Genomic DNA, 22,654 nt, shown 5'->3' on the forward strand with positions numbered 1-22,654 from the left:
GAAGTGGGCAAAAATCGTTAGCAATAGGATAGATTTTTTGCCTTTACTGAGTCCTTTGAATGGTCGCTCACCACCTGGTGGCGGCCATTATTTTTGGCCTGATACAGTAGGCTATCCGTGCGCTTAAAGGTTTCTTCTAGAGATTCACCCTGTTTGGCTTGAACCAACCCAATGCTGCAACTAATCGGAGCATCCCAATTGGGAATCTGCACGGCTTCTGGCATTTTCTCGCACATGTCTTCCAATCGTTTCTGAATGATGTCTATGTGGGTATTCGGCAGAATAAAGAGAAATTCTTCACCTCCCCAACGACTGCAAATATCGCTTTCTCGTAAGCTGTTAGACAGGTATTGAGCAATCTTTACGAGAGCTTCATCCCCAGCGTCGTGACCGAGATCATCATTGATTTGTTTGAAGTTATCCACATCGACCAAGGCAATACAGAAGGGATGAGTATTGAACTTTTGGCGAGAAAAATAATATTGCAGCATACGCTGTGCAAAGCGGCGGTTGAAAAGTTGGGTTAATTCGTCGTGTTCAGCAAGTTGCGAAATTTTTAAAAACTGATTTTCAAATAAGCAGCGCGCAATGGCCGCAATGAGAATAAAAGGGATGCTGGCAAAGGTAATATTAAAAATATAAAGCGCTTGATAATGGGGAATGAGTTCCGGCAACTGCAGCTTAAAAAGGACAGAAAAAACGCCAAACGCCAGCATATTGAGAATGCCAAGTATGGTTGAGCTAACCACGGGCAGCACAGGAACGGCCACAATCAGTAAAGCCATGGGCCACAGGTAATATTGAAAGCCTGCGTCAGCGCCTAATAGCTTGGTGGCTAAAAACGCATGAACAATAATTTCACCACACATAATTGCGGCGGACAAACCGTGATGATGGTGCTTATTGGACCAGAAAGTAGAGAGCCATAGCAGAACACTGAGAACATTAAAGCAAGCTAAAAAGGGTTGTTCTAAATAGCTAAAAAGAGCAATAAATAGGCTGTGGACTAAGGCGCCAGTGACGGAGGCAATGTTAAAGATAACGGCTTTTTGCTTTAGGTTATTAGCGAAACTGGTTGAAGCTGGGTATGTTTTCATTGTTTACCGTATCGTTGTACTAGGATGAGCAAGCACGGCAGCTCCTTGCTGTATTTCTCATTGCATAGGTAGTAAGTTTTGTTTTAATTTGTAATTGTATGTTAATCAGGCATCAAATAGCCAAATAAAAATCCGTTCCTCAATATTATTTTGAACACTTAATGTACTATTTTGCTTTGTTTGAAATGGCTTTTTCACTCTGATGACGTATTGGTTGGCTTGGTTTGTGTTGTAAAATCGGCGTTATTTCATGCATGGGATGTAAGATGAATCATATAAAGCTCAGTATTAACAAGTGGTTAACTCTATCACCTGTACTGCTTGCTCTTTTTTTAGTCGCGTGTGCTGGTCAAGAAACCAAGCCTGGGCCCGTTTCTGCAGAGAATAAGCTGACCATTTATGTGAAAAATAACACGGCGTATTTATCGGGCATTTTAGAAGCCGACTTGCCGAGTAAGCTAACCAAAATGATTCGTCAGCACCCCAATGTGACCGATATTGTACTGGTGGATGTGCCCGGAACTGATGATCAGCAAGCCACGATGGAAGGAGCACGGTTAATCCGACGCCTTGGTTTGAACACACATATTGCGGCCACTGGTTATGTATTGTCTGGCGGCGTTGATCTATTCTTAGGGGGGGTGAAGAGAAGCATAGGCGCAGGCGCGGGTGTTGGCGTGCACGCTTGGTCGGATAACGTAGGAACGGTGGCGAATAAGCTCAATAAAATGAACCCAGTGCATGCCACCTATGTGAACTTTTATCTTGAAATGGGCGTTCCTGAGCGTTTCTATTGGTTCTCTATTCAAGCGGCGCCAGCGAGTCGAGTGTATTTTTTATCACCCGAAGAAATGTATGATTATCAGTTAGTGACGGAATAAAATGCTTTAAAACTGGCTATGTTAATGACGCCTTGGCGGAGGAGGGGATATGGAGCAAATTGAACTGTTCACCATTGAAAACCCTTGTCGCGGCGTATGTGAAAACAGCGTTAAAGGTTTCTGCAAAGGTTGCTTGCGCAGTCGCGAAGAGCGCTTCCATTGGCATACCTTGTCGAACGAAAGCCGACATCAGGTATTGGAGTTGTGTAAGCAGCGCCGTCAGCGATTATTAAAAGCCCGCCAAGATAGGTTAACACTCGCTTCTTCCAAAGCGCTTCCTTACGGCATGGAAGAAGGCGGCGATTTCGTGCCCAACACAGTGTTAGACGACGAGACGTTTGAGTTAACCAGTGAGCCTTTTTACCCTGACGCTAATGAGTATTAGCGATCAAAAATAGCGTCCAGTGCTTCTGATAAACGTTCTACGCCAATCACTTCCATTCCCGCGATCGGCTTTTTCGGACAATTGGCTTTTGGCACGACGGCCTTGGTAAAGCCATGTTTTGCGGCTTCACTAATGCGTTCTTGCCCAGACGGCACCGGACGAATTTCCCCAGATAACCCCACTTCACCGAGCACCACCAAATTGTGTGGTAAGACTTGGTCCCGAAAGCTTGAAACCACCGCGGCAATGGCGGCTAAATCGGCACTGGTTTCCAGTACTTTCACACCGCCTACTACGTTTAAATACACATCTTGGTCGGACGTTAATAAACCGCCGTGTTTGTGCAACACCGCCAGCAACATGGCGAGTCGATTGTGATCAAAGCCAACGGTGACGCGTCTTGGGTTGCCAAGTGCGGAGTCGTCTACCAGCGCTTGCAGCTCCACCAATAAGGGGCGAGTGCCTTCCCAAACCACCATAACCAAACTGCCAGCAGCAGGATGATTGCTTCGGTTTAAGAAAATAGAACTGGGGTTTTTGACTTCTCTTAGGCCGTTTTCCAGCATGGCAAACACGCCCAGTTCATTGATCGCGCCAAAGCGGTTTTTCATGCCGCGTAAGGTACGAAAGCGCGAGTCTTCAGAGCCTTCGAGCAATACCGAGCAATCCACCATGTGTTCGAGAACTTTAGGCCCTGCCAGCGAACCGTCTTTGGTGACGTGACCAACCAGCAAAACGGCGGTTTGAGTTTGCTTAGCAAAACGCGTTAACACCGCGGCGCTTTCTCTGACTTGAGAGACGCTGCCGGGGGCCGATTCAATGCCATCTAAGTGCATGACCTGAATCGAGTCGATTACCATGACCTTTGGTTTGACTTGTTGCGCAATGGTGAGAATGCTTTCAACATTGGTTTCCGACAGCATTTTTAAGTTTTTTGTCGGCAGCCCCAATCGTTGAGCACGCATGGCCACTTGCTGTAGCGACTCTTCACCCGTGACATAAAGCGCGTCTTGCTGTTGAGCAAGCCAACACATGGTTTGTAATAACAGGGTACTTTTCCCAGCACCTGGATGGCCGCCAATCAGGACCACGCCGCCGGGTACTAAGCCGCCGCCTAACACGCGGTCAAACTCGTTGGTGCCGGAACTAAAGCGTGGCACATCCCCAAGGTCGACGTCAGACAGGTCTTGAATCCCCGTCACTGCGCCAGCGTACCCTTGATAACGTGGGTCTTGGTTTGCGGCAACGCGGGCCGACGTTTTGCTTGAGGTTAGGCGGATTTCAGACAGTGAGTTCCACGCACCACAGGCTTGGCATTGACCTTGCCATTTGGCGTAGTCGGAGCCACATTCATTGCATACAAACGCTGTTTTTGCTTTAGCCATAGGAGTCTTATCTATTCGTAAAGCCCGCCTAATGAGCGGGCTTTGATGTGTTCAAGTAGAAAGTGAGAATACCATAAAGGGTTATTTAGTGATGATTTCGCTGGTCCAATTCACTGAGTACAAATCGGTGCGACGGTCTTTTAGGTTATTCACAGAACCTTCACTACGGGTTTGTTTTAGCTTATCCAAATCCAAGTCTGAGAACATGATCATTTCTGTATTTGGCGTTGTCTCAGCCATAATCGCATCGTGAGGGTAGGAGAAATCGGAAGGCGAAAATACCGCGCTTTGCGCGTATTGAATGTCTAGATTCTCCACTTGCGGCAAGTTACCACAGCTACCACAGATAACCACATAGCATTCGTTTTCGATGGCGCGTGCTTGGGCGCAATTACGCACTCGCAGATAGCCATTTTTGGTGTCTGTCCAGAAGGGCACAAACAGCATATCCATGTCTTGAGTGGCGAGTAAACGGCCTAGCTCAGGGAATTCCACATCGTAGCAAATCAAGATCCCAACGCGGCCTGCATCGGTATCAAAGACGCGTAATTCATTGCCCCCTTGGATAACCCAGTCACGGCGTTCGTGTGGGGTGATGTGGATTTTCTTCTGTTCTTCAACGGTGCCATCACGACGACATAAAAAGCTTATGTTATACGCTGTTTCGTCTTCCATAATCGGCATTGAGCCGGTGATGATGTTGATGTTGTAACTGACGGCCATTTGCGACATTTCGGTTTTAAAGCGTTCGGTGAAGCTGGCTAAAAAGCGAATGGCTTCTGTCTGATTGCTTTGGTCTGGACTTAATCCCATGAGAGGCGCGTTGAAGAATTCCGGCAAAATGGCAAAGTCACTTTTGTAATCGGACACCGCATCAACAAAGTATTCCACTTGTTTGAGCAGCTCATCGACACTTTCCACTTCACGCATTTGCCACTGGATCGCACCGATACGGACTTGGGTTTTGCGCGATTCAATTACCGTGGTTTCCGGCTCGAAAAAGATGTTTTTCCATTCTAGTAAAGTGGCATAACCTTCTGATTTTTCGTCTTCAGGTAGGTAGCTTTTTAGTAGGCGGGTGACTTGGAAATCATTGGACAATTGAAACGATAAAATAGGGTCGTATATTTTGCGCTCACGAACGGCTTCTAGGTATTCCGCTGGTGACAATTCGTCTGAATGCTCGTGGTAACTAGGGATGCGTCCGCCTGCCAAAATAGCGCGTAAGTTATGTTGGCGACACAGTTCTTTACGGGCTTCGTATAAGCGTCGACCAAGGCGATAGCCACGGTACTCAGGGTGAATCAAGACATCCAGACCGTACATGGCGTCGCCATTGCGGTCATTAAGAATGGTTTCTTTTTGGCCGATCAAATCATCGTAAGTATGGGGGTTACTGAAACGCTGATAGCTCACTTGTACCGAGAGGGCAATGCCGACGATTTTTTCGTGGTCTTCTAGGCAAATCTGACCTTCTGGAAAGTCGGTGATCAATTTGTCGATAGTAAACTTAGGCCATGCACCGCCAATGTCATCGTAGACGCCATCCATCAGCTCTTTGACTTGATCGTAATCGCTTTTGGTTAAATTACGGATCTTTAAGTGCATATCTTCAGACATGGTAACTCCTTATTAGTGCTGCAGAGCGTCGTATTTGAGGACGGGGAAATGCGGCCGATTTGAAAGTGTTTGAAAGTGTTTGAAAGTGAGAAATAGCTTACCAGAAAAAAGAAAACCCCGCCGTGTGGCGAGGTTTTATTTTAGCAAGAAAATGTGCTTAACAAAGAGTCTGAGTAGCGCGTCTGCGTCGTGCGAGATAGCGCGCTACCAGAATGCTTAGCTTTTGTTGAATTCAGGGTACGCTTCCATACCACATTCAGAAAGGTCAACACCTTCGTATTCTTCTTCTTCGCTAACACGTACACCCATGATGGCTTTGATGATCAACCATACGATTAGGCTGGCAAAGAATACCCAAACAAAGATGGTAAGCGCGCCGGCGATTTGGCCGAAGAAAGAAGCGCCATCGTTAGTTAGAGGAACCGCTAATAGACCCCAAATACCAACCACACCGTGAACGGAAATCGCACCCACTGGATCATCGATTTTCAGTTTGTCTAGGGTCAGGATAGAAACCACAACGATCAGACCACCCACCGCACCAATTAGGGTTGCACCCAATGCAGATGGCGTAGAAGGTTCCGCTGTGATAGCGACAAGGCCTGCCAATGCGCCGTTTAGTAGCATGGTCAAATCGGCTTTACCGAATAGGATACGACCAAGTAGCAAGGCAGCAACCGCACCACCAGCCGCCGCAGCGTTGGTATTCAAGAACACCATAGCGACAGAGTTTGCGCTGGCGATATCGCCAAGTTTAAGAACCGAACCACCGTTGAAACCGAACCAACCTAACCAAAGGATGAAGGTACCAAGTGTCGCCAATGGTAAGTTAGCACCAGGGATGGCGCGTACTTCACCGTTAGGACCGTATTTACCTTTACGAGCGCCTAGTACTAATACACCAGCAAGTGCAGCAGCTGCGCCGGCCAAGTGAACAATACCGGAACCTGCAAAGTCAGAGAAACCAATGTCGCCAAGGCTGTACATACCGAAGACAGCGTTGCCGCCCCAGGTCCAAGAACCTTCCATTGGGTAGATGAAGCCTGTCATCACGACTGCAAACACAAGGAATGACCAAAGTTTCATACGCTCAGCAACGGCGCCAGATACGATCGACATAGCGGTTGCAACGAACACCACTTGGAAGAAGAAGTCAGAGGCTGTTGAGTAGATAGAACCGCCTTCAAAACCGCCTTCGCGAGCAGCGAAATCTGCTAGAGTAGCCGCAGTATCAACATCTTGAATACCCGTTAGGAACCAAGTGCCGCCATACATGATGGAGTAACCACAAACAAAGTACATGATGCAGGCAATCGCAAACAATGCGACGTTCTTAGTCAGAATTTCTGTTGTATTTTTAGAGCGGACTAGACCCGCTTCTAGCATGGCAAACCCAGCTGCCATCCACATAACTAATGCGCCGCACACCAAGAAGTAAAAGGTATCCATTGCGTATTGTAATTGAAAAATTTGATCTTGCATGTTTCGCCCCCCTAAAGGCTAATAAGATTCGAACGTGTGTTAAACCGCGTCTTCGCCAGTTTCACCGGTACGAATACGAACCGCTTGTTCAAGGTTAACGATAAAGATTTTACCGTCGCCGATTTTGCCGGTATTGGCGGCTCCCGAAATGGCTTCGACCACTTGGTCGGTCATGTCGTCAGCTATGGCAAGTTCAATTTTTACTTTAGGCAGAAAATCCACAACGTATTCTGCACCGCGGTAAAGTTCTGTGTGACCTTTTTGACGTCCGAACCCTTTCACTTCTGTTACGGTAATACCTTGTACACCGATTTCAGAAAGCGCTTCTCGAACATCATCGAGTTTAAATGGCTTGATGATGGCAGTTATAAGCTTCATACCCACAGTCTCCTTTAAAAGTCTGTCTTATTGTCTGTATCGCAGGTATCAAAGCTTATTCAATATGCGTGCCATAACGCCGATGTGCCTATGTTATAAGGGCTTTGCCAGTAAAGTGTTGAAAATAAGGAAGCAAAAAGATTCACCTTCGATCTTTTTTGGTGCATCTAGTTGGGGTGGTGCGCTGTTATTTTGCATTTATTTGGTGCGATTTATTTTCGCGTTGGCATGTTGTCGTGGGGAATTTTGGCTTATCTGTTTGCTCTTGCACTGAAAAGTCTCTGATAGGAAGCCCGTCACTTGCGGTGACGCGCGCTATATCATGGGGAGAAAAGAGCGATTCTTGGTTTTTACTGCACGAAAACCAAGCATAACGACCAAATGAGCCAGTCTAGTGGCGATATTTAATCGCAACATTGCATGGATTACCCAAGACAGACATAGTGCAGGCTTCTATACTATGGCGTAAATAGCATGACGTAAGAGGGTCACATGATCGATCAATTTATTAAGCAATTGGGCTCAGGGTTAGAGCAAACTGCCGACATACTAGGCAAGTTGCCAAAAGAAGAAATTCAAGCGCAATTACATCAGGTTGCCAAAAATACGCTGACTAAAATGGATTTGGTAACACGCGATGAATTTGAGCTGCAAGCTGCGATGTTGGTTAAATATCGTGAGCGCTTGGGACACTTAGAAGCGCGCATTGAAGAATTAGAGCAAGCGGCGGCAGAGCCAGTTGCGAAAAAGGCGCCAGCGAAAAAAGCCCCTGCTAAGAAAGCAGCGCTCAAAGACGACACAAGCAAAACAGCGTCGGACGAAAAATAAACACAACCGTGTCTGGCGAGCCTTTATATTAGGGTTGCCAGCCTTGTTTCCAGTGTTCGGGTGAGGTCAGATTACGCCAAGGAATGGTGTACTCTTGACGGCTTAATACCGCCTCAATGATGCATTCGATGACGGTGTCTTGCTCATCTCTAATGAGCTTGGTGACAATGAAGTGTTTTTCTTTTTGTTTGGGTGAAGTCGATGTCCATTTAGACAGTAGCAATTTGTTGGGGTTAATTTGATGCATATACATTCCCTTATTAAGCGCTCAGAATGGAAGGTTCGCGCAGACACAATATAGTAATAAGACGTGAGTTATTGGTTATACGTCGCCATCGTCGAGCTGGATTGCTCGATGTTATACAAGATCAAGGAGTGATCGTGAGCTTAGCAACTATCTATGGCCGCGCCCGAGTTGGTGTGGCATCACCGTTGGTGACAGTGGAAACCCATATCTCGAATGGCCTTCCTTCCCTCAATATAGTGGGCTTGCCCGAAGCCGCCGTGCGAGAATCAAAAGACCGCGTACGCAGCGCCATCATTAACAGCCGTTTTGAGTTTCCTACCCGCCGTATCACCATTAATTTAGCCCCAGCAGACCTGCCCAAAGAGGGTGGCCGCTATGATTTGGCGATCGCCATCAGTATATTGGCGGCTTCAGGACAGTTAGGCGAAGTGAACTTACGGGCTTTTGAGTTTATTGGTGAACTGGCTTTGTCTGGCGACATTCGTGGTGTGCCTGGTTTACTGCCTTCTGTTATTGCTTGTCAGCAAGCGGGTCGACAGCTTATTTTGCCTGAAGACAACCAATCTGAAGCGGCCTTAGTGGACGGGGATTCTGTGTTTGCTTCCCGCTTAACGCAAGTCACCGCACATCTTCTTAAACTTACGCCTTTATCCCCTTGTGCCCACAACCTCAATGAAGCGGACCATCTCGTGGAGCATAGGGACATGCGGGATGTAAAAGGCCAATACCAAGCGCGCCGAGCGTTAGAAGTGGCCGCCGCTGGTGGTCATAATCTGTTATTTATCGGACCTGCAGGCACTGGCAAGACCATGTTGGCGTCTCGGTTGCCGAGCATTATGCCGGCCATGACAGAAGCCGAAGCGCTGGCCGTGGCGTCGGTACAATCGGTGGCGGGGCGCAAAATGGGAACAGATTGGCATTGGTCTGAGCGTCCTTTTCGCTCACCGCACCATTCTTGTTCGGCTGCGGCGCTGGTAGGCGGGGGCTCGATACCCAAACCGGGTGAAGCCTCATTAGCGCATTGCGGCGTACTGTTTTTAGATGAGCTGCCCGAATTTGATCGTAAGGTATTGGAAGTATTACGTGAGCCGTTAGAAAACGGTGAGGTTCACATCTCCAGAGCCCGTGGGCAAGTGACATTTCCGGCTCGCTTTCAGCTGGTGGCAGCAATGAATGCAAGCAATGAAGCTTATACGGGCGAGCAGGATTATTACCAATCCAGTGCCAGCCAAAAATACCTAAAGAAACTCTCCGCGCCTTTTTTAGACCGCATTGATTTACACGTAGAAGTGCCACCTTTGCCCTCTAGTGTGTTGGTAAATGCTCAAGAAGAAGGAGAAGACAGTTACGCTATTCGCCAGCGTGTCGAACTTGCCGTAGCAAGACAAAGGCTACGCCAAGGGATGCAGAATTCACAATTGTCTGGCCGTCAGCTAGAGGCTATTTGCGCGCTAAATGAAGACGATAAACTCTTTATGCAGCAAGCCTTGGAAGCGCTAAAACTCTCCGCTCGGGCTTATCACAGAGTGCTTAAAGTGGCGCTGACGCTTGCCGATCTCAGTGGCTCAAAGGTGACGCGTTCGCATTTAATGGAATCGCTCAGTTATCGTAAAATGGAGAAAACGTTGGCTGGCGCAGCAGCGAATTAAGTTATTGTAAGCTCACCGGAGGCGGCAGGACTCAAGTGAGTGTCGTACCGTCCTTTATTTATTGATGATTGACGGAGCTTATCTTAGCGTTACATATTGATACATTTAACCTATTCGGTACAATCCCAAACCTCTGGCTGGTAAGTGTCCATTTCTGGGGCGTTTACCCTTCAGTTTCTTATAATAATTACATCAAAGTGTTGCTGATTTTGAGCGTTTTAACGTGAGAAACAGACAACACTACTAGCGGAGTAGTGGGTTATGGTTATCCAGTTGTTTCCTTTGTGGGCAGTATTGTTATCCGCGTTGGCATATTTTCAGCCCGCGTTATTTGTGGATCTTAAATCGCAAATCATTCCCTTATTAATCGTGATCATGGTTGCTATGGGACTAACATTGAGTCCAAAAGACTTTAAACAGGTACTGGCAAACCGTAAGGCGGTTATTGTTGGTGTCTTGTTGCAATTCCTTGTGATGCCGATCGCCGCCTTTATTGTCGCCTTTAGCTTTGGTTTTAGCACTGAGCTTACTGTGGGTATGTTGCTTGTGGGCAGCGTAGCGGGTGGTACGTCTTCGAACGTGATGTGTTATTTGGCAAAAGGCGATACCGCCTTGTCGATTTCCATGACCGCGATCTCTACTTTACTGGGGGTGGTATTAACGCCCTTCCTTGTGTCCTTGATGATTGGTCAAAGCGTGGATGTGCCAGCCATGTCCATGTTGATGAGCCTAGTAAAAATCGTCTTGGTGCCTGTGGCAGTGGGTGTGTTGATGAACGTATTGTTCTCTGACTTGGTGCGCAAGGCGGAAGTGATTTTGCCTTATGTTTCCATGTTTGCGATCGTTCTGATCATTGCCATTGTGGTGGCGTTAAGCGCTTCTCGCTTAGCTGAAGTGGGCTTAATTGTGGCGGCCGCGGTGATTATCCATAATGCGATTGGTTTAACTCTAGGTTATTGGGTGACGAGTTTATTAGGCTTTGATAAGCGTGTTTGTCGCACCATTGCGTTTGAAGTCGGTTTGCAGAACTCTGGTTTGGCAGCGGCTTTGGCGATTAAGTTCTTTAGCCCTGTGGCGGCTTTGCCTGGTACTTTATTCAGCGTTTGGCACAATATTTCAGGCTCGTTATTGGCGAGTTACTGGAGCCGACGCCCTGTTGAAGACACAAAGTCAGACGCGGACGCTTAGTGTTTAGTTAACTGACTGATGTGTAAAATAATAAAAAAGGAGTGGTGAAAACCACTCCTTTTTTTGTGCTGGTTTATTTGCATTAAGCGTCACGAAGCTTGTGCGAGCATGGACAGAGTCAGGTACACTAGGCGCTGATTTTTAGAGTGGTAAAACCAGAGTGTGTCATGAGTGAATCCCTGCCTTCCATATCCCAGCGTTTACGTAACCTCAATGAGCGTCAGCTTGATGCCGTGAAGAAAATTGACGGGCCCTTATTGGTGCTGGCTGGGGCAGGCTCAGGAAAAACCAGTGTAATTACCACAAAAATAGCCTATTTGATTCAAACGTGTGGTTTCAAAGCCAATAGTATTATTGCGGTAACCTTTACCAATAAGGCCGCTCGCGAGATGAAAGAGCGGGTTTTGGGCATGTTGTCGAAGCAAGAAAGTCGAGGCTTGAGCATTTCGACTTTCCATACCTTAGGGTTAAATATTCTTCGTAAGGAATACCGAAAAGCGGGGCTTAAAGACGGCTTTACCTTGTTTGATTCGCAAGACTCTTTGTCCTTGATTAAAGAGATTTTAGACAAGGAATTCAACGAACAAACCGACGCGGCGGCGTTCTGTCAGAACACCATCTCGAACTGGAAAAACGATTTAACCACACCGCAAGAAGCCACCATGAACGCGGACACCGAAGAGTTTCTGTTGGCGTCGCAAGTGTATGTGCAATATCAGCGTTATTTGCGCGCTTACAACGCGGTGGATTTTGATGACTTGATTTTATTGCCAGTGAGTTTGTTGATGGCCGACGAGCCATTGCGTGATAAATGGCAGAAAAAAGTGCGCTATTTGCTGGTGGATGAGTGCCAAGACACCAATGCCAGCCAGTACGAATTGATTCGCTTATTAGCGGGTTATCGTCGTTGCTTTACCTTAGTAGGGGACGATGACCAATCCATTTACGCGTGGCGTGGCGCACGTCCTGAAAACCTAGAGCGTTTATCGGTTGATTACCCGAATTTGAAACTGGTTAAGCTTGAGCAAAACTATCGCTCAACGAAAATTATTTTGAAGGCCGCCAACACCCTCATTGCCAATAACCCACACGTCTACGATAAAGCCTTGTGGAGTGATTTGGGGGAAGGTGACCCTATTCGTGTCATGGTAACGCGCAATGAAGACGCGGAAGCTGAGCGAGTCGCCGCAGAAATACAGTCGCGGCATTTGCGACATGATATTCCTTACCGAGACTTTGCGATTTTATACCGCGGGAATCATCAGGCTCGATTGATAGAGATTAAACTTCAGGCCTATCGTATCCCTTATAAAATGAACGGCGGCACTTCCTTTTTCTCTCGCGCTGAGATTAAAGATCTGATGGGTTATTTGCGTTTGCTGGTGAATCCAGCGGACGATAACGCCTTCTTGCGCGTGGTGAATTTACCGCGTCGCGAAATTGGCCCAGCCACACTGGAAAAGGTGGGGCATTTGGCCACCGAACGCAATGTGAGTTTATTTGAAGCCGCAGGGTACAAAGCGTTAGAAGAGACCGTTAGCGGACGGCCGTTAAAAAGTTTGCATGAATTTGAGCATTGGATGTCGACCTTGCGTCAGCGTTTAGAAGGCGCCTCTCCGGTGCCCATCATTGAGCAAATGATTTTTGATATGGATTATTACGGCTGGATTCAAGATCAATCCAGCTCGCCAAAAATGGCAGAGCGGCGCATTGAAAACGTTCGTTTTTTACTGGAATCTATCCAACGAATGATGGAATCGGCGTGGGAAGAAGACGAAACCGCAGGCTTAGACCAAGCCATTAGTAAGCTCTTGTTGATCGATATGTTAGAACGACAAGAAGAAGAGGAAGACGAAGATAAAGTGCAGCTTTTAACCCTGCATGCCTCGAAAGGTCTGGAATATCCCCATGTGTTTTTGATCGGTTGTGAAGAAGAGCTGTTGCCGCACCGCAACAGCATCGAAAACGACGACATCGAAGAGGAACGTCGTTTAGCGTATGTGGGCATTACGCGAGCTAAGCGCACCTTATGCATTACCTTGGCTGCCAAACGTCGCCAATACGGTGAAGAAATTGATTGTTTGCCGAGCCGCTTCTTAGACGAGCTGCCAGAAGAGGATCTGGTCTGGGAAGGGCGCAGCGATGAGTCCGATACGGTGAAGAAAGAACGTGGACAAGCCTCGTTATCGGCGCTCAAAGCCATGTTGAACTCATAACTGAAAAGGCCTGTTAGGCTGCATCAAAGCGCGTTAAAAAAGACTTTTTGAAGGAACCCCCAAACGTTGGACTACCAAGGTTGGGGGTTCTTTTTTATGTGTGCTGTTATTTACTTTTGTCGACCATATACTGAGTCGTTTGAGCGAGCTCTTCATCGCTACAGTCAGCACAAAACCCTTTTGGCGGCATAGCGCCAAGGCCATTAATGGCATGCTTCACCAAGGTGTCCATGCCTTTTGCAATATGCGGTTGCCACTCTCTAACATTACCAAGACGAGGCGCACCGGCTGCGCCGCTAGAATGACAAGCAATACAGTAGGTGTGGTAAATTTTTTCAGGTGCGCGACCTGTGTATTCTTTGCTGTCTGAGGTGGCAGCGACCTGGGTAGCTGCCGCTGCTTTTTGGCAGTCTTGCCCTTCTACACACACTTTACCGACGGGCGCGATACGAGCGGCAATCTCATTAGTGTCTTGATTGCTGGCGATTGCGTAATTGGCCAACAAGGCGCTACTGCCAATCAGCAATAAGCGGCGAAAAGAGAATGAAGAGAAAAAGGTCACAAGCAGTCCTTACATCATAAAAAAGCGAGCGATAAGTATACCGTTAAACATTCCCTCGTCTGCAACAAAATGTCTGTCCTTAGACCTTGGGTGAGAGCGCTAACGTGGTGGCGGCAGAAGCGATTTCACGGGCTCTTCGCTGAGCAAGCAGCAACCACCAAAAAATAAATGGAGAATATTCCTGCTTTCTTACGTTTAAGACTAGAATCCTCAGTGTTTTCCTTTAGAATATGCAACTCGAAATTCACTTCTAAGAATTTCTACCCTGTAATGCACCCGTAGCTCAGCTGGATAGAGCGTCGCCCTCCGGAGGCGAAGGCCGGAGGTTCGAACCCTCTCGGGTGTACCATTTCCTTAATAAAATTCAAAGACTTAGACTTTGATTGCCTTTCTTCTATACCTAATAAGGCCCCGTTACTTCTTTTTCGATCAAAACTACGCTTCAACTAGTATTCTTCAATCAGCATTAAATGGCCTTCGCTTTTTTTGACCCAAAACAAATAACGCTAAACATTATTTCGCGCTAAGTCATTTTTAAGTCACGATGAATTGTCACTGTTCAGAGATTGGGCAAAAAAGAGGCAGGGCAGCTTGCTAGTCGAGAAAGTAGCTCACCTTTTCTTTTTGCATGTGTATCAAAAGGATACAATTATATAAGCGTCGATTTGGTGTTCCCTGTAATACATAGAGTAATGCGCGCTGTATGTGGTGATAACTCTCTAAGATATCACAATCTTCGCCACTCATTTGCGACGCTGACATTGTTAAAGCTGATGAATGATGAATCTTGTCAGTTACTCATTTATGAACAGCACCCAGAAACTCAGAACTGGTTGGCTGATAACACGGCTTTTAAGCAGTACTTATACGCGAGCCAGGATCCAACCAGAAAGCACCTTTATGCGTTATCGATATTGATGGGGCATGCGTCGCCAGAGACAACATTGGAACATTACATTCATTGTATGGATTACCTTGCTCGCTTTTCTATTGAAAAACGAATAATGCCGACGGCAGAAATGCTGTCGGATGCATCAGGACAATCTATGGCTACTGTCTATCGGTGGTTGCATGATGGTGCTGATGGGTATCGTTTGGGTCTACATAAGAAGTACAAAAAAATCTTACCGCAGCCCAATCAAGTGGTGTTTTCTGCTGCGATTTCTAATTTCCGATTGGAGCTCATCGCCAATAATGCGGTTAGAAAATTTGATGACTGTCGAAAAGTATTGTTTAAACTGATTCAAAGCCCAGTATTAAAAATCGATGAATATAAGCAGTATGATGTGTTATCAGAGCAAACTGGAGTCAATGCATCAGAGATCAAGAAGTGGGAAAGAAATCTCCTGTCTATGCTCGGTCTAGATAGGCATAAAATTACTTCTGGCGGTGTTGAAAACGGCTCAAGAAGAATCAACTTAGAGCGCTATCAAAACGAAACGCTACCGTTGCCAGCCAAGCCAAGAAACATCGATATTGATCATAATGCTTATATCGAGGTGGTAGACCGTCTTCAGATTATGGCCAAAGAAGACCCTGTCAAACTGCAAGCTCTATTAAAAGGTTTTTCTAAACATACCCAAAAGCGAAACTACCTATTCAGATTTACTGACATTGCTTCCGCCGAACCAGTCATCGATGCATTAAGTGCATTGACTAACGATAAGGTATCGTTGTTACTTACGTTATTGCATGGGCAAAAGCAATCCGACAGCAATATTAAAAGAGTTTGTATCCCACATTGGCGAATGGGCCTAAAGCTCTCGAAGAAATTGGTTTTCAATACAGCTTTAGCTAACAGTGATGCCAAAGCTGGAAAATTTGGGTGGTTAGGGGGTAATTTGATTAACACCGAAACAGGCAAGGCTATCGAAGGGCTAAGGTATGCTTTTGCAATGATGTATGTGTTGGCGTGCGAGTCAAATTCTAATTAGTAGAACAAAGGTAAATTGACTTGTCACGCGAGTGATTATTAAGGTGGAATGACTGTCTAGCAAAGCTTGGGAAGTCCATTCAATGCTACCAACCCCGCCTCTAATTACCTTTAAAAAATTCAATGATTTTGATATTTCTTCTAAATCAGCATAAACTCTAGACAATAAAAAAATGATATAACTCTGTTATAAAGCGCGAACATAAGCGCTGTTTTTTAGTTGAAAAATTTGACCTTATAACCAGTGCTTAAAGGATTTTAGAATTTGTTTATACGGATATACCCTCACACTTTTATATCTATAAGTAGCCCATTATGAATACCCTTGATGAGGGTATAAAAGATGCCCACGGCCGCATTCCTTTCATTATTGGGCTTACCGGGCACAGGTTTGTAGGTGGCCCAAATGAACAAGCAAAGCTATTTGATGAGCTTAAGCAAAGCTTGCTGTATTGGCACAAAGCACTAAAACGGCAAACACCCATTTATTTACTAACAGGTTTAGCCGAGGGCGCTGATTTACTTGCGGTAGATGCAGCAATGGCTTTGCAGGCTGAGTTTGGTTCCCATGCGTTTCGTATACTGGCTACTTTGCCAATGCCTAAAGAAGCCTTTGAACAAGACTTTGCAAAGCGCCCCGAAGCTCATCAAAAATTTACGCAAAGCTATAAGGCCTTGGTAAATAGCCCCAATAAGTTAATAGTGTTAAAAAACGACCTGCCTGAAAGCGCGTACAAGCAGGCCCAAGCTGACGCAAACTTTGGTGAACTACGCAGCAGTTTGTATTTAAACCAAAGCTTGTTTATTGCTAAGTATTCCAACGTGCTTTTAGCGGCTTGGGATGGTAATGACGGTAACGGAGCCGGTGGTACCGCCGATGCGGTGAAGTTTAAGTTGGGCCATCAGGTAAGCTGGCCTGCTAATACTGGTAACCCTGCACTTGAAGCTACCAGCGAGTTTGACGGCCAAGTTGGCGGGTTAGTGCACCATATTCTGTGCGCTAACGAGAACAGCAAAAACACGCCTAAATGGCGAAGTGATTTAGCGAGCTTCCCTGTTGGTCAAGCTCCAAACGAAACTGAGAACAGTGAAGATACCAAAGGCTTTACAGCCCCCGCTATAGGCAAATTATATAGCTACTCGGCATATCCAAGTAAAAAGGCGGATGTACTTAGCGAGTTTATTTCGGCAGAATTTAATGAGCTACTCACAGAGCTAAATATTCATAATGAATCCAAGCAAAAGCTTGATAAAAGTAGCCAACAAGCATGGGTAAGTGCAACAGATATATTTAATGTAGTAGATAACATGGCCCTTGAATTTCAGAGCCAATATCGCCGGTTAATTGCTCTGTTCTTTATGATAATTCTGCCTGGCTTTGTAGCTTACGAATTGGCGGGAAACTACAATAATCAGCTTACCGGTTCGACAATCTTGTTAGGAATATTGCTGGTGCTTATAGCTTCCTCAGCGATTATAAGGCGAAGCCGAAAACTCAATTTGAAGTGGCGGTATCAACTTGCCCGCGGTATTGTAGAAGGCATACGTATAAGGCTTAGTTTAAATGAGGCCGATGTTCCTCCTTCAGCCGAGCCATTAATTCCGCGTAAATTTAGGGCGCATCTTCCTTTAATAAACCAAGCAATTAGCTTGGCTGAGCTTGAATGGTGGGATGAAAGCGCTAAAAGCGCGCCAAATAGTGTAAATGATCAGTGGATAAAACCACAAATTGGTTTTCTAAATTCTAGGCTAAATAATACCTCGTCTTCTATCAAAGAACTTTTGTATAAACGCCCCTTACTTGCTGCACAAAAAGCATCAAGCATTGCTACGTTTTTCTTCTACACCGCTATTGGCGTGGGTAGCCTGTTGTGTATATCCATAGTGCTATTTGAGCTATACAAAATACCAGAACTTGCCAGTGCCAATAACGTGCTGATGTACCTTATTCAATATAGCTTATTGGTGAGTGGCGTGGTGTCGCTATGGTCAGAATTAGCTGGCTATTCCAATACTGCTATGGGCTACAAAGGGCTTAAAGACTTATATGTACGCGCCAGTGTATTGCTAGAACAAGAATGCCATAACACCCCAAAAACCAATAATAAGATGCTGCTAGATTTAGCTCGCGAGGCAATGGTAGAGCACATCACTTGGAATCTTTCAGAAATCGACAACGATTTAAAGCAAAAATAACTACTAGAAATTGAGAATGAACGTATGACCCAAACTATATATTCTTTAATAACCATGTCGGCGCTAACACAGAGCGAAAAAAAAACTCAGAAACTGCGTATAGATTCAGAGCATTCTATTGAATGGGGGCTTGATGAAAGCTTTACCCTGTATGATCATGAAAGCACCCCCAATGTAATAACACGCCATGTTGAGCCAATAATTGGCATAATGAAGCTAGGCCACGAAAGCACCAAAGGGCTGTTTATTAGCATAAGTTTGGCAAACGATATTCAAGTACATAACGTAGACGGCCAGCACTTAGGCGCCCTCACTGGGCACGCAAGCCGTATTTCAAAAGTAATGCAAGTGAGTAATGGGCAAATAGTGTCTATTAGCGAAAGCGGTGAAATTAAGTTTTGGGATGCTAAAAAGCAGCAGCTAGTAAGCGAAATTGAAGCAGACTTTACCGAGCACCAGCATGTGAGTTTTTTCCACCGCTCTAACCATTTGTCAGTACTTGAAAAAAGCGGCGTGGCCATTTGGCTCTTTAATGGCGAACGCGTTTTAAGCCTGCCAGAGCAGAAGTCTCAAATAGAGCAGGCCTACATGTTGAAATCAGAAAATTGGCTGATTAAAGCACAAGACAAAGCCCCTCAAATATGGAGTAATACAGGTAAGTGCTTAAGTACATTTGCCTTTAACTTTTCATTTGATGATGACTTTATAGAGCTAGAAGACAATTCACTGTTAATTAAAACCGCTAGCGAAACGGTAAGTTTGTATAGTGAAAAAGGTGAGTGCTTACATACTCATAATGCAAACAGCACCATTAGTGAGCTATTCTCAACACTGGTAAGTGATGATGAGCTAAGGAAAAAAGAAATAGCCCAAAAGCCAAGCATTAAACATTATAAGCACGTGCGAAATTTTTATTCGTCGGCTAAAGATTTCTTCATACCGGCCAAAGTATTTGAAGAATCAGACATTGATTTTACCGCTAACCCTACCCGCGAAAAAGTATGGGATTTCTTTAACAGGCCTTTGTTTTCAGAAGTTAAAAAAGCTCTTACTGGCATAGTAAAAAGGGCGCATAATTCGCAAAAAGAATTGAGTGATTCAGCTACTAGCGTGCAAAGCCAAATTGATGCTTCAAGTAAATCTTTAAAATTGTTTGGTGCATTCAGTAAAATATTTTTGACCATGTTTGTGTTGGTAGGCGGTGCGGGAGCAGGCTTACTTGCATACATGGAAGGTAACCGCGCGGCGGTGCGCGAGAACGAATTATTAAGCACTATTAACAGCACAGAGCCTGAAATTGTACTTATTGCCCCAGGCGTAGTTTTATTCATTCTATTTATTATGTTTTTTCGCAAAAAACGCAAAGCGGAGAAAGCCTTGGCCAAGTTTGAATCTAACCTTGTGGTGGTGAATACTTTGCACAGTGCCTTTGGTAAAGCTCTAAGCAGCGTAGCGGCGTATAGAAGAGAGCTACGCAGCCAAATCCCTATTACTAAAGCCGAAAATTCAGGCTTATTTGGTGGCACATTTATACGCGAACATATAGACGGCATTATTAACGGCAAGTTAAAGCAAATTGCTATGGATGAATGCGGCCTCGAAAAAGATGACATTATTTCAGAAGACCAAGAGCCTATTATTTTGCCAGCTTGGAGCTTGATTCAAGATGAGAAAAAACGCGAAGAAGTGAAAAAGAAACTCATACGTGCAAATGAGCTATGCTTTTGGCCCGTGAAAGACCGCAGCCTAGCCTGCGCAGTGCAGTTTATTCAGTACAGCTTTTTAACCGCTGACAAAATTGACGTATTTACCTGCTACTATGATTTCATATCAAACAAGAGCTTTGGCAAAGAGGCTAACGCCTTCTACTACAAAGATGTAACCAACATAGTGAAACGCGATGTAGAACGCGAGGGCATATCATTAAGCGCCATCAAAGGTGACGCGACCAGCGATGACTTTTCAGCCAATGAAATTGTATTGTCGGTTTCAAGCGGTGAGCGCATACGCCTAACCATATTGAACGAAGAAACGGTTTCAATGATGAACGCCAGCTCTAAAAAAGCTGAAATGGAATCACGTGAAGTAAAGCTAAAACGCGTTGCTGATGAAGCTCAAGCCATAAAAGAAGATGACAGCCTAACTGAAGAAGAAAGAGAAGAGAGCTTAAGCCAAAACGAGGCCGAGCGTGAGGCGCTTGAGTCAGACGTAATGGAGCTTAGCAGTGACTTCTCAATTAAACGCGCAGACCAAGCCGTTAAAAATATTCGCAGCCGCTTAGACACACATAAGAAAGAACAATGAAGTTTTTTATAAGCTACAGCCGAAAAGACCAAGCTTTTGCACAAGAATTAAAAACGGCCCTTGAGGCCGTGCAATATTCCGTGTGGCTTGATTTAAAAAGCATTGCACCGGGCCAATATTACCTAAACGAAATATCGGCTGGAATAAAAGATTGCGACGTGTTTTTGTTGTTAACCAGCAAGCACTCAATGGGTAATAAAATTGAACAAATTAGCGGCTCAAAAGAAGTAGAGCGAGAGCTTGAGTTTGCCAAACAGCGTGGCAAAACCATTATTCCCATAAAGCTTGATGAAACCTGGACAGAAACCGCAGCACTGCCTGGGCTTGCCATGAACCTTGTAACTAGCCAATGGTTAGATGCCTCAGCCAGTGATTGCAACTTTGTAGTTAAACAAGTGCAGCAAATAATTGAAGGCGGCAGCTTTAATGATATTCAAGTGTCGGTTATACACGAAGTTGACAAACTAATGGCCGAAGGGCATTTTGAAAAAGCCCAGCAAATATTGGCTGCCAACAATTTTGACCACGCACGAATACCCTACATAGAGCTGCTTAGCTTATTAATAAGCATTGGCCACGAACCTGTTAGAAAGCTAAGTAAAAACACAGCCGATGCCGCGGTAAGAACGCTAGAACAGTTACCAAAAAACGAAGATCTTATGCCTGTTATTTTATATTTCTTGGGCATACTTTCAGTGTACTACTACAAGCAAAATGCCATGCGCGATGCCACCGAAGGCTTTGAACAACTCAAAGCACACGCGAGTAGCTTAGGGCGCGTTAAGCCTAAACATATAAAGATGTTCAACCACATTCTACCGCCTGATAACCGGTTTTCGATTGATTGGAAGTATTGAGGTTTTTTGAGCTTGTTAGATTTTTTGTAGCCACCTATTAAATTGCTGTTGTATTGATTTGAGGGTTAAGCGCTAAAGTCAAAATCACGTTGGATATAGTGGTATGGATGGCTTACATCTAGGGAACATGCGATTAAGTCGGTAACATGAGATAATCTTACCGACTTAAGACAACTACGACACCTACCAATCATGAACCAGCTTTCCTTCGCCGACACCGAATTTACCAGCAAACGCCGCAAGACTCGCAAAGAACTCTTTCTTGGTCGAATGGATGAATTGATTCCTTGGCAGCAGCTTGAAGCCCAAATTGAACCCTTCTATCCAAAAGCAGGTAACGGACGTCGCCCCTATCCTTTGTCTACCATGTTGCGCATTCACTTTATGCAGAACTGGTACAACATGGGAGACCTTGCAATAGAAGACGCTCTTTATGAGATTACCTTTATGCGGCTTTTTGCTGGGTTATCCTTAGAAGGTGCGATACCTGATCACACAACTATTATGAATTTCAGGCACTTACTGGAAAAGCATAAGCTTGGACGAAAACTATTTAAAGAAGTCCACAAATGGCTATCAGACTCAGGTATTTACTTCAAAGAAGGCACCATCGTTGACGCGACTATTATTGAAGCCGCTAGCTCGACCAAAAATAAAGCCAAATCACGTGATCCAGAAATGCACCATACTAAGAAGGGAAACCAATGGTTCTTTGGATTGAAAGCACATATTGGCGTCGATGCTAAACGTGGCTTGGTGCACAGTTTCACTACCACTTCTGCCAATGAACATGACCTAAACCAAATCACTGAGCTCATGCATGGCGATGAGACGTTTGTCTCTGCTGACTCAGGTTACCGTGGCGTAGAAAAGCGTGAGGAAACCAAAGATAAGACGTTGGACTGGTTGATTGCGGAGATGCCAAGCAAGGTTCGGGAATGGAAGATGCATCCCCGTATTAATAACCCCCCCCATCAACACTGAGTACATAAAAGCGAGCATCAGAGCAAAAGTAGAGCACCCGTTTCGGATACTGAAGTGCCAGTTTGGCTTCCGTAAAGTGGTCTATAAAGGTCTATCAAAAAATGACAATAAGCTCGCGGTGTTGTTTGCGCTGGGAAACATACTGCGAGTGGATCAGATGATAAGGTCTGCACGGGGTTAATCCGTCTCGATGACGATAGTTGGAGCTTTTAAGCCTCCACCTAGGGAATAAGACACACTAAAAACCGAGGTTTTTAGTAAATTAAAGAGCGAATCAGGCCAACTGCGACTTAGTGCTAATAATCTGACTTAATCGCACGTTCCCTAATCAGTTACACCGATGTAGAAAACTAGCCGGCATCACCACCAGCTTTTACGATGAGAGAATGGAATACGCTTACTTTCTTGTTACTGGTTTCTTAAAAGTCGCGAAAAACTCTCTGCAACGGCATTGTATCTGCT

Annotated in this window: 17 protein-coding genes, 1 tRNA gene and 1 pseudogene; 12 read left to right on the forward strand and 7 right to left on the reverse strand. The window is 45.3% G+C overall.

What is annotated here, in order from left to right; genetic code table 11:
- Positions 1-17 precede the first annotated feature (17 nt).
- Positions 18-1,097 carry a GGDEF domain-containing protein gene (locus E0D71_RS07250; RefSeq protein ID WP_133002642.1) on the reverse strand — a complete coding sequence of 360 codons (1,080 nt, stop codon included), beginning with the start codon at positions 1,095-1,097 and terminating at the stop codon, positions 18-20.
- 266 nt (positions 1,098-1,363) lie between these two features.
- Here E0D71_RS07250 and E0D71_RS07255 point away from each other — a divergent pair, with 266 nt between their 5' ends.
- Complete coding sequence (locus tag E0D71_RS07255) at positions 1,364-1,978, forward strand: alpha/beta hydrolase (protein WP_243711963.1); 615 nt, start codon at positions 1,364-1,366, stop codon at positions 1,976-1,978.
- 49 nt (positions 1,979-2,027) lie between these two features.
- A complete protein-coding gene (locus tag E0D71_RS07260; protein WP_133002644.1) occupies positions 2,028-2,363 on the forward strand; it encodes a DUF1289 domain-containing protein in 336 nt (111 codons plus the stop codon).
- Here the strand turns inward: E0D71_RS07260 and radA are convergent.
- The 4 genes from radA to glnK all read right to left on the reverse strand — a co-directional run bounded on the left by radA (position 2,360) and on the right by glnK (position 7,228).
- Positions 2,360-3,748, reverse strand: coding sequence for a DNA repair protein RadA (radA, locus tag E0D71_RS07265; protein WP_133002645.1), 1,389 nt, complete (start codon positions 3,746-3,748; stop codon positions 2,360-2,362). The two genes, E0D71_RS07260 and radA, sit on opposite strands and share 4 nt — an antisense overlap.
- 81 nt (positions 3,749-3,829) lie before the next feature.
- Positions 3,830-5,368: a bifunctional GNAT family N-acetyltransferase/carbon-nitrogen hydrolase family protein gene (locus E0D71_RS07270; RefSeq protein WP_133002646.1), complete on the reverse strand. Its 1,539-nt coding sequence runs from the start codon at positions 5,366-5,368 to the stop codon at positions 3,830-3,832.
- A gap of 216 nt (positions 5,369-5,584) precedes the next feature.
- Positions 5,585-6,850 (reverse strand): ammonium transporter, encoded by a 1,266-nt coding sequence (locus E0D71_RS07275; RefSeq protein WP_133002647.1) that lies wholly within the window; start codon positions 6,848-6,850, stop codon positions 5,585-5,587.
- Between the two features lie 39 nt (positions 6,851-6,889).
- Complete coding sequence (gene glnK / locus E0D71_RS07280; protein ID WP_133002648.1) at positions 6,890-7,228, reverse strand: P-II family nitrogen regulator; 339 nt, start codon at positions 7,226-7,228, stop codon at positions 6,890-6,892.
- 492 nt (positions 7,229-7,720) lie between these two features.
- On the opposite strand from glnK, the gene E0D71_RS07285 reads away from it, so the two are divergent.
- A complete protein-coding gene (locus tag E0D71_RS07285) occupies positions 7,721-8,056 on the forward strand; it encodes an accessory factor UbiK family protein (protein WP_133002649.1) in 336 nt (111 codons plus the stop codon).
- 28 nt (positions 8,057-8,084) lie between these two features.
- On the opposite strand, the gene E0D71_RS07290 is transcribed toward E0D71_RS07285, so the two are convergent.
- On the reverse strand, positions 8,085-8,303 hold the full coding sequence (locus E0D71_RS07290; protein ID WP_165942966.1) for a TIGR02450 family Trp-rich protein: 219 nt from the start codon (positions 8,301-8,303) through the stop codon (positions 8,085-8,087).
- Between the two features lie 134 nt (positions 8,304-8,437).
- Here E0D71_RS07290 and E0D71_RS07295 point away from each other — a divergent pair, with 134 nt between their 5' ends.
- The 3 genes from E0D71_RS07295 to rep all read left to right on the forward strand — a co-directional run bounded on the left by E0D71_RS07295 (position 8,438) and on the right by rep (position 13,356).
- Positions 8,438-9,952 carry a YifB family Mg chelatase-like AAA ATPase gene (locus E0D71_RS07295; RefSeq protein ID WP_133002651.1) on the forward strand — a complete coding sequence of 505 codons (1,515 nt, stop codon included), beginning with the start codon at positions 8,438-8,440 and terminating at the stop codon, positions 9,950-9,952.
- A 261-nt stretch (positions 9,953-10,213) separates the two neighbouring features.
- Positions 10,214-11,140 carry a bile acid:sodium symporter family protein gene (locus E0D71_RS07300; RefSeq protein ID WP_133002652.1) on the forward strand — a complete coding sequence of 309 codons (927 nt, stop codon included), beginning with the start codon at positions 10,214-10,216 and terminating at the stop codon, positions 11,138-11,140.
- A gap of 167 nt (positions 11,141-11,307) precedes the next feature.
- On the forward strand, positions 11,308-13,356 hold the full coding sequence (gene rep / locus E0D71_RS07305) for a DNA helicase Rep (RefSeq protein WP_133002653.1): 2,049 nt from the start codon (positions 11,308-11,310) through the stop codon (positions 13,354-13,356).
- Between the two features lie 106 nt (positions 13,357-13,462).
- On the opposite strand, the gene E0D71_RS07310 is transcribed toward rep, so the two are convergent.
- Complete coding sequence (locus tag E0D71_RS07310) at positions 13,463-13,918, reverse strand: c-type cytochrome (protein ID WP_243711964.1); 456 nt, start codon at positions 13,916-13,918, stop codon at positions 13,463-13,465.
- Between the two features lie 272 nt (positions 13,919-14,190).
- Here E0D71_RS07310 and E0D71_RS07315 point away from each other — a divergent pair.
- The 6 genes and pseudogenes from E0D71_RS07315 (at position 14,191) to E0D71_RS07340 (ending at position 22,373) form a co-directional block, all read left to right on the forward strand.
- Positions 14,191-14,267 (forward strand) — tRNA-Arg (locus tag E0D71_RS07315).
- A gap of 424 nt (positions 14,268-14,691) precedes the next feature.
- Complete coding sequence (locus E0D71_RS07320; protein ID WP_133002654.1) at positions 14,692-15,852, forward strand: hypothetical protein; 1,161 nt, start codon at positions 14,692-14,694, stop codon at positions 15,850-15,852.
- A 314-nt stretch (positions 15,853-16,166) separates the two neighbouring features.
- On the forward strand, positions 16,167-18,047 hold the full coding sequence (locus E0D71_RS07325; protein ID WP_133002655.1) for a hypothetical protein: 1,881 nt from the start codon (positions 16,167-16,169) through the stop codon (positions 18,045-18,047).
- 24 nt (positions 18,048-18,071) lie between these two features.
- Complete coding sequence (locus E0D71_RS07330; RefSeq protein ID WP_133002656.1) at positions 18,072-20,351, forward strand: hypothetical protein; 2,280 nt, start codon at positions 18,072-18,074, stop codon at positions 20,349-20,351.
- Positions 20,348-21,208, forward strand: coding sequence for a toll/interleukin-1 receptor domain-containing protein (locus tag E0D71_RS07335; RefSeq protein ID WP_133002657.1), 861 nt, complete (start codon positions 20,348-20,350; stop codon positions 21,206-21,208). The genes E0D71_RS07330 and E0D71_RS07335 overlap by 4 nt, the downstream gene beginning before the upstream one ends.
- Before the next feature lie 189 nt (positions 21,209-21,397).
- A pseudogene (locus tag E0D71_RS07340) lies at positions 21,398-22,373 on the forward strand (IS5 family transposase).
- Positions 22,374-22,654: the final 281 nt, after the last annotated feature.

Source organism: Marinomonas sp. KMM3893, from assembly GCF_004352855.1.
Lineage (GTDB): Bacteria > Pseudomonadota > Gammaproteobacteria > Pseudomonadales > Marinomonadaceae > Marinomonas > Marinomonas arenicola.

Coding starts and splice junctions, on each gene's coding strand:
- E0D71_RS07250 (WP_133002642.1), bottom strand. CDS start 1,097: ATGAAAACATACCCAGCTTCAACCAGTTTCGCTAATAACCTAAAGCAA.
- E0D71_RS07255 (WP_243711963.1), top strand. CDS start 1,364: ATGAATCATATAAAGCTCAGTATTAACAAGTGGTTAACTCTATCACCT.
- E0D71_RS07260 (WP_133002644.1), top strand. CDS start 2,028: ATGGAGCAAATTGAACTGTTCACCATTGAAAACCCTTGTCGCGGCGTA.
- radA (WP_133002645.1), bottom strand. CDS start 3,748: ATGGCTAAAGCAAAAACAGCGTTTGTATGCAATGAATGTGGCTCCGAC.
- E0D71_RS07270 (WP_133002646.1), bottom strand. CDS start 5,368: ATGTCTGAAGATATGCACTTAAAGATCCGTAATTTAACCAAAAGCGAT.
- E0D71_RS07275 (WP_133002647.1), bottom strand. CDS start 6,850: ATGCAAGATCAAATTTTTCAATTACAATACGCAATGGATACCTTTTAC.
- glnK (WP_133002648.1), bottom strand. CDS start 7,228: ATGAAGCTTATAACTGCCATCATCAAGCCATTTAAACTCGATGATGTT.
- E0D71_RS07285 (WP_133002649.1), top strand. CDS start 7,721: ATGATCGATCAATTTATTAAGCAATTGGGCTCAGGGTTAGAGCAAACT.
- E0D71_RS07290 (WP_165942966.1), bottom strand. CDS start 8,303: ATGCATCAAATTAACCCCAACAAATTGCTACTGTCTAAATGGACATCG.
- E0D71_RS07300 (WP_133002652.1), top strand. CDS start 10,214: ATGGTTATCCAGTTGTTTCCTTTGTGGGCAGTATTGTTATCCGCGTTG.
- rep (WP_133002653.1), top strand. CDS start 11,308: ATGAGTGAATCCCTGCCTTCCATATCCCAGCGTTTACGTAACCTCAAT.
- E0D71_RS07320 (WP_133002654.1), top strand. CDS start 14,692: ATGAATGATGAATCTTGTCAGTTACTCATTTATGAACAGCACCCAGAA.
- E0D71_RS07325 (WP_133002655.1), top strand. CDS start 16,167: ATGAATACCCTTGATGAGGGTATAAAAGATGCCCACGGCCGCATTCCT.
- E0D71_RS07330 (WP_133002656.1), top strand. CDS start 18,072: ATGACCCAAACTATATATTCTTTAATAACCATGTCGGCGCTAACACAG.
- E0D71_RS07335 (WP_133002657.1), top strand. CDS start 20,348: ATGAAGTTTTTTATAAGCTACAGCCGAAAAGACCAAGCTTTTGCACAA.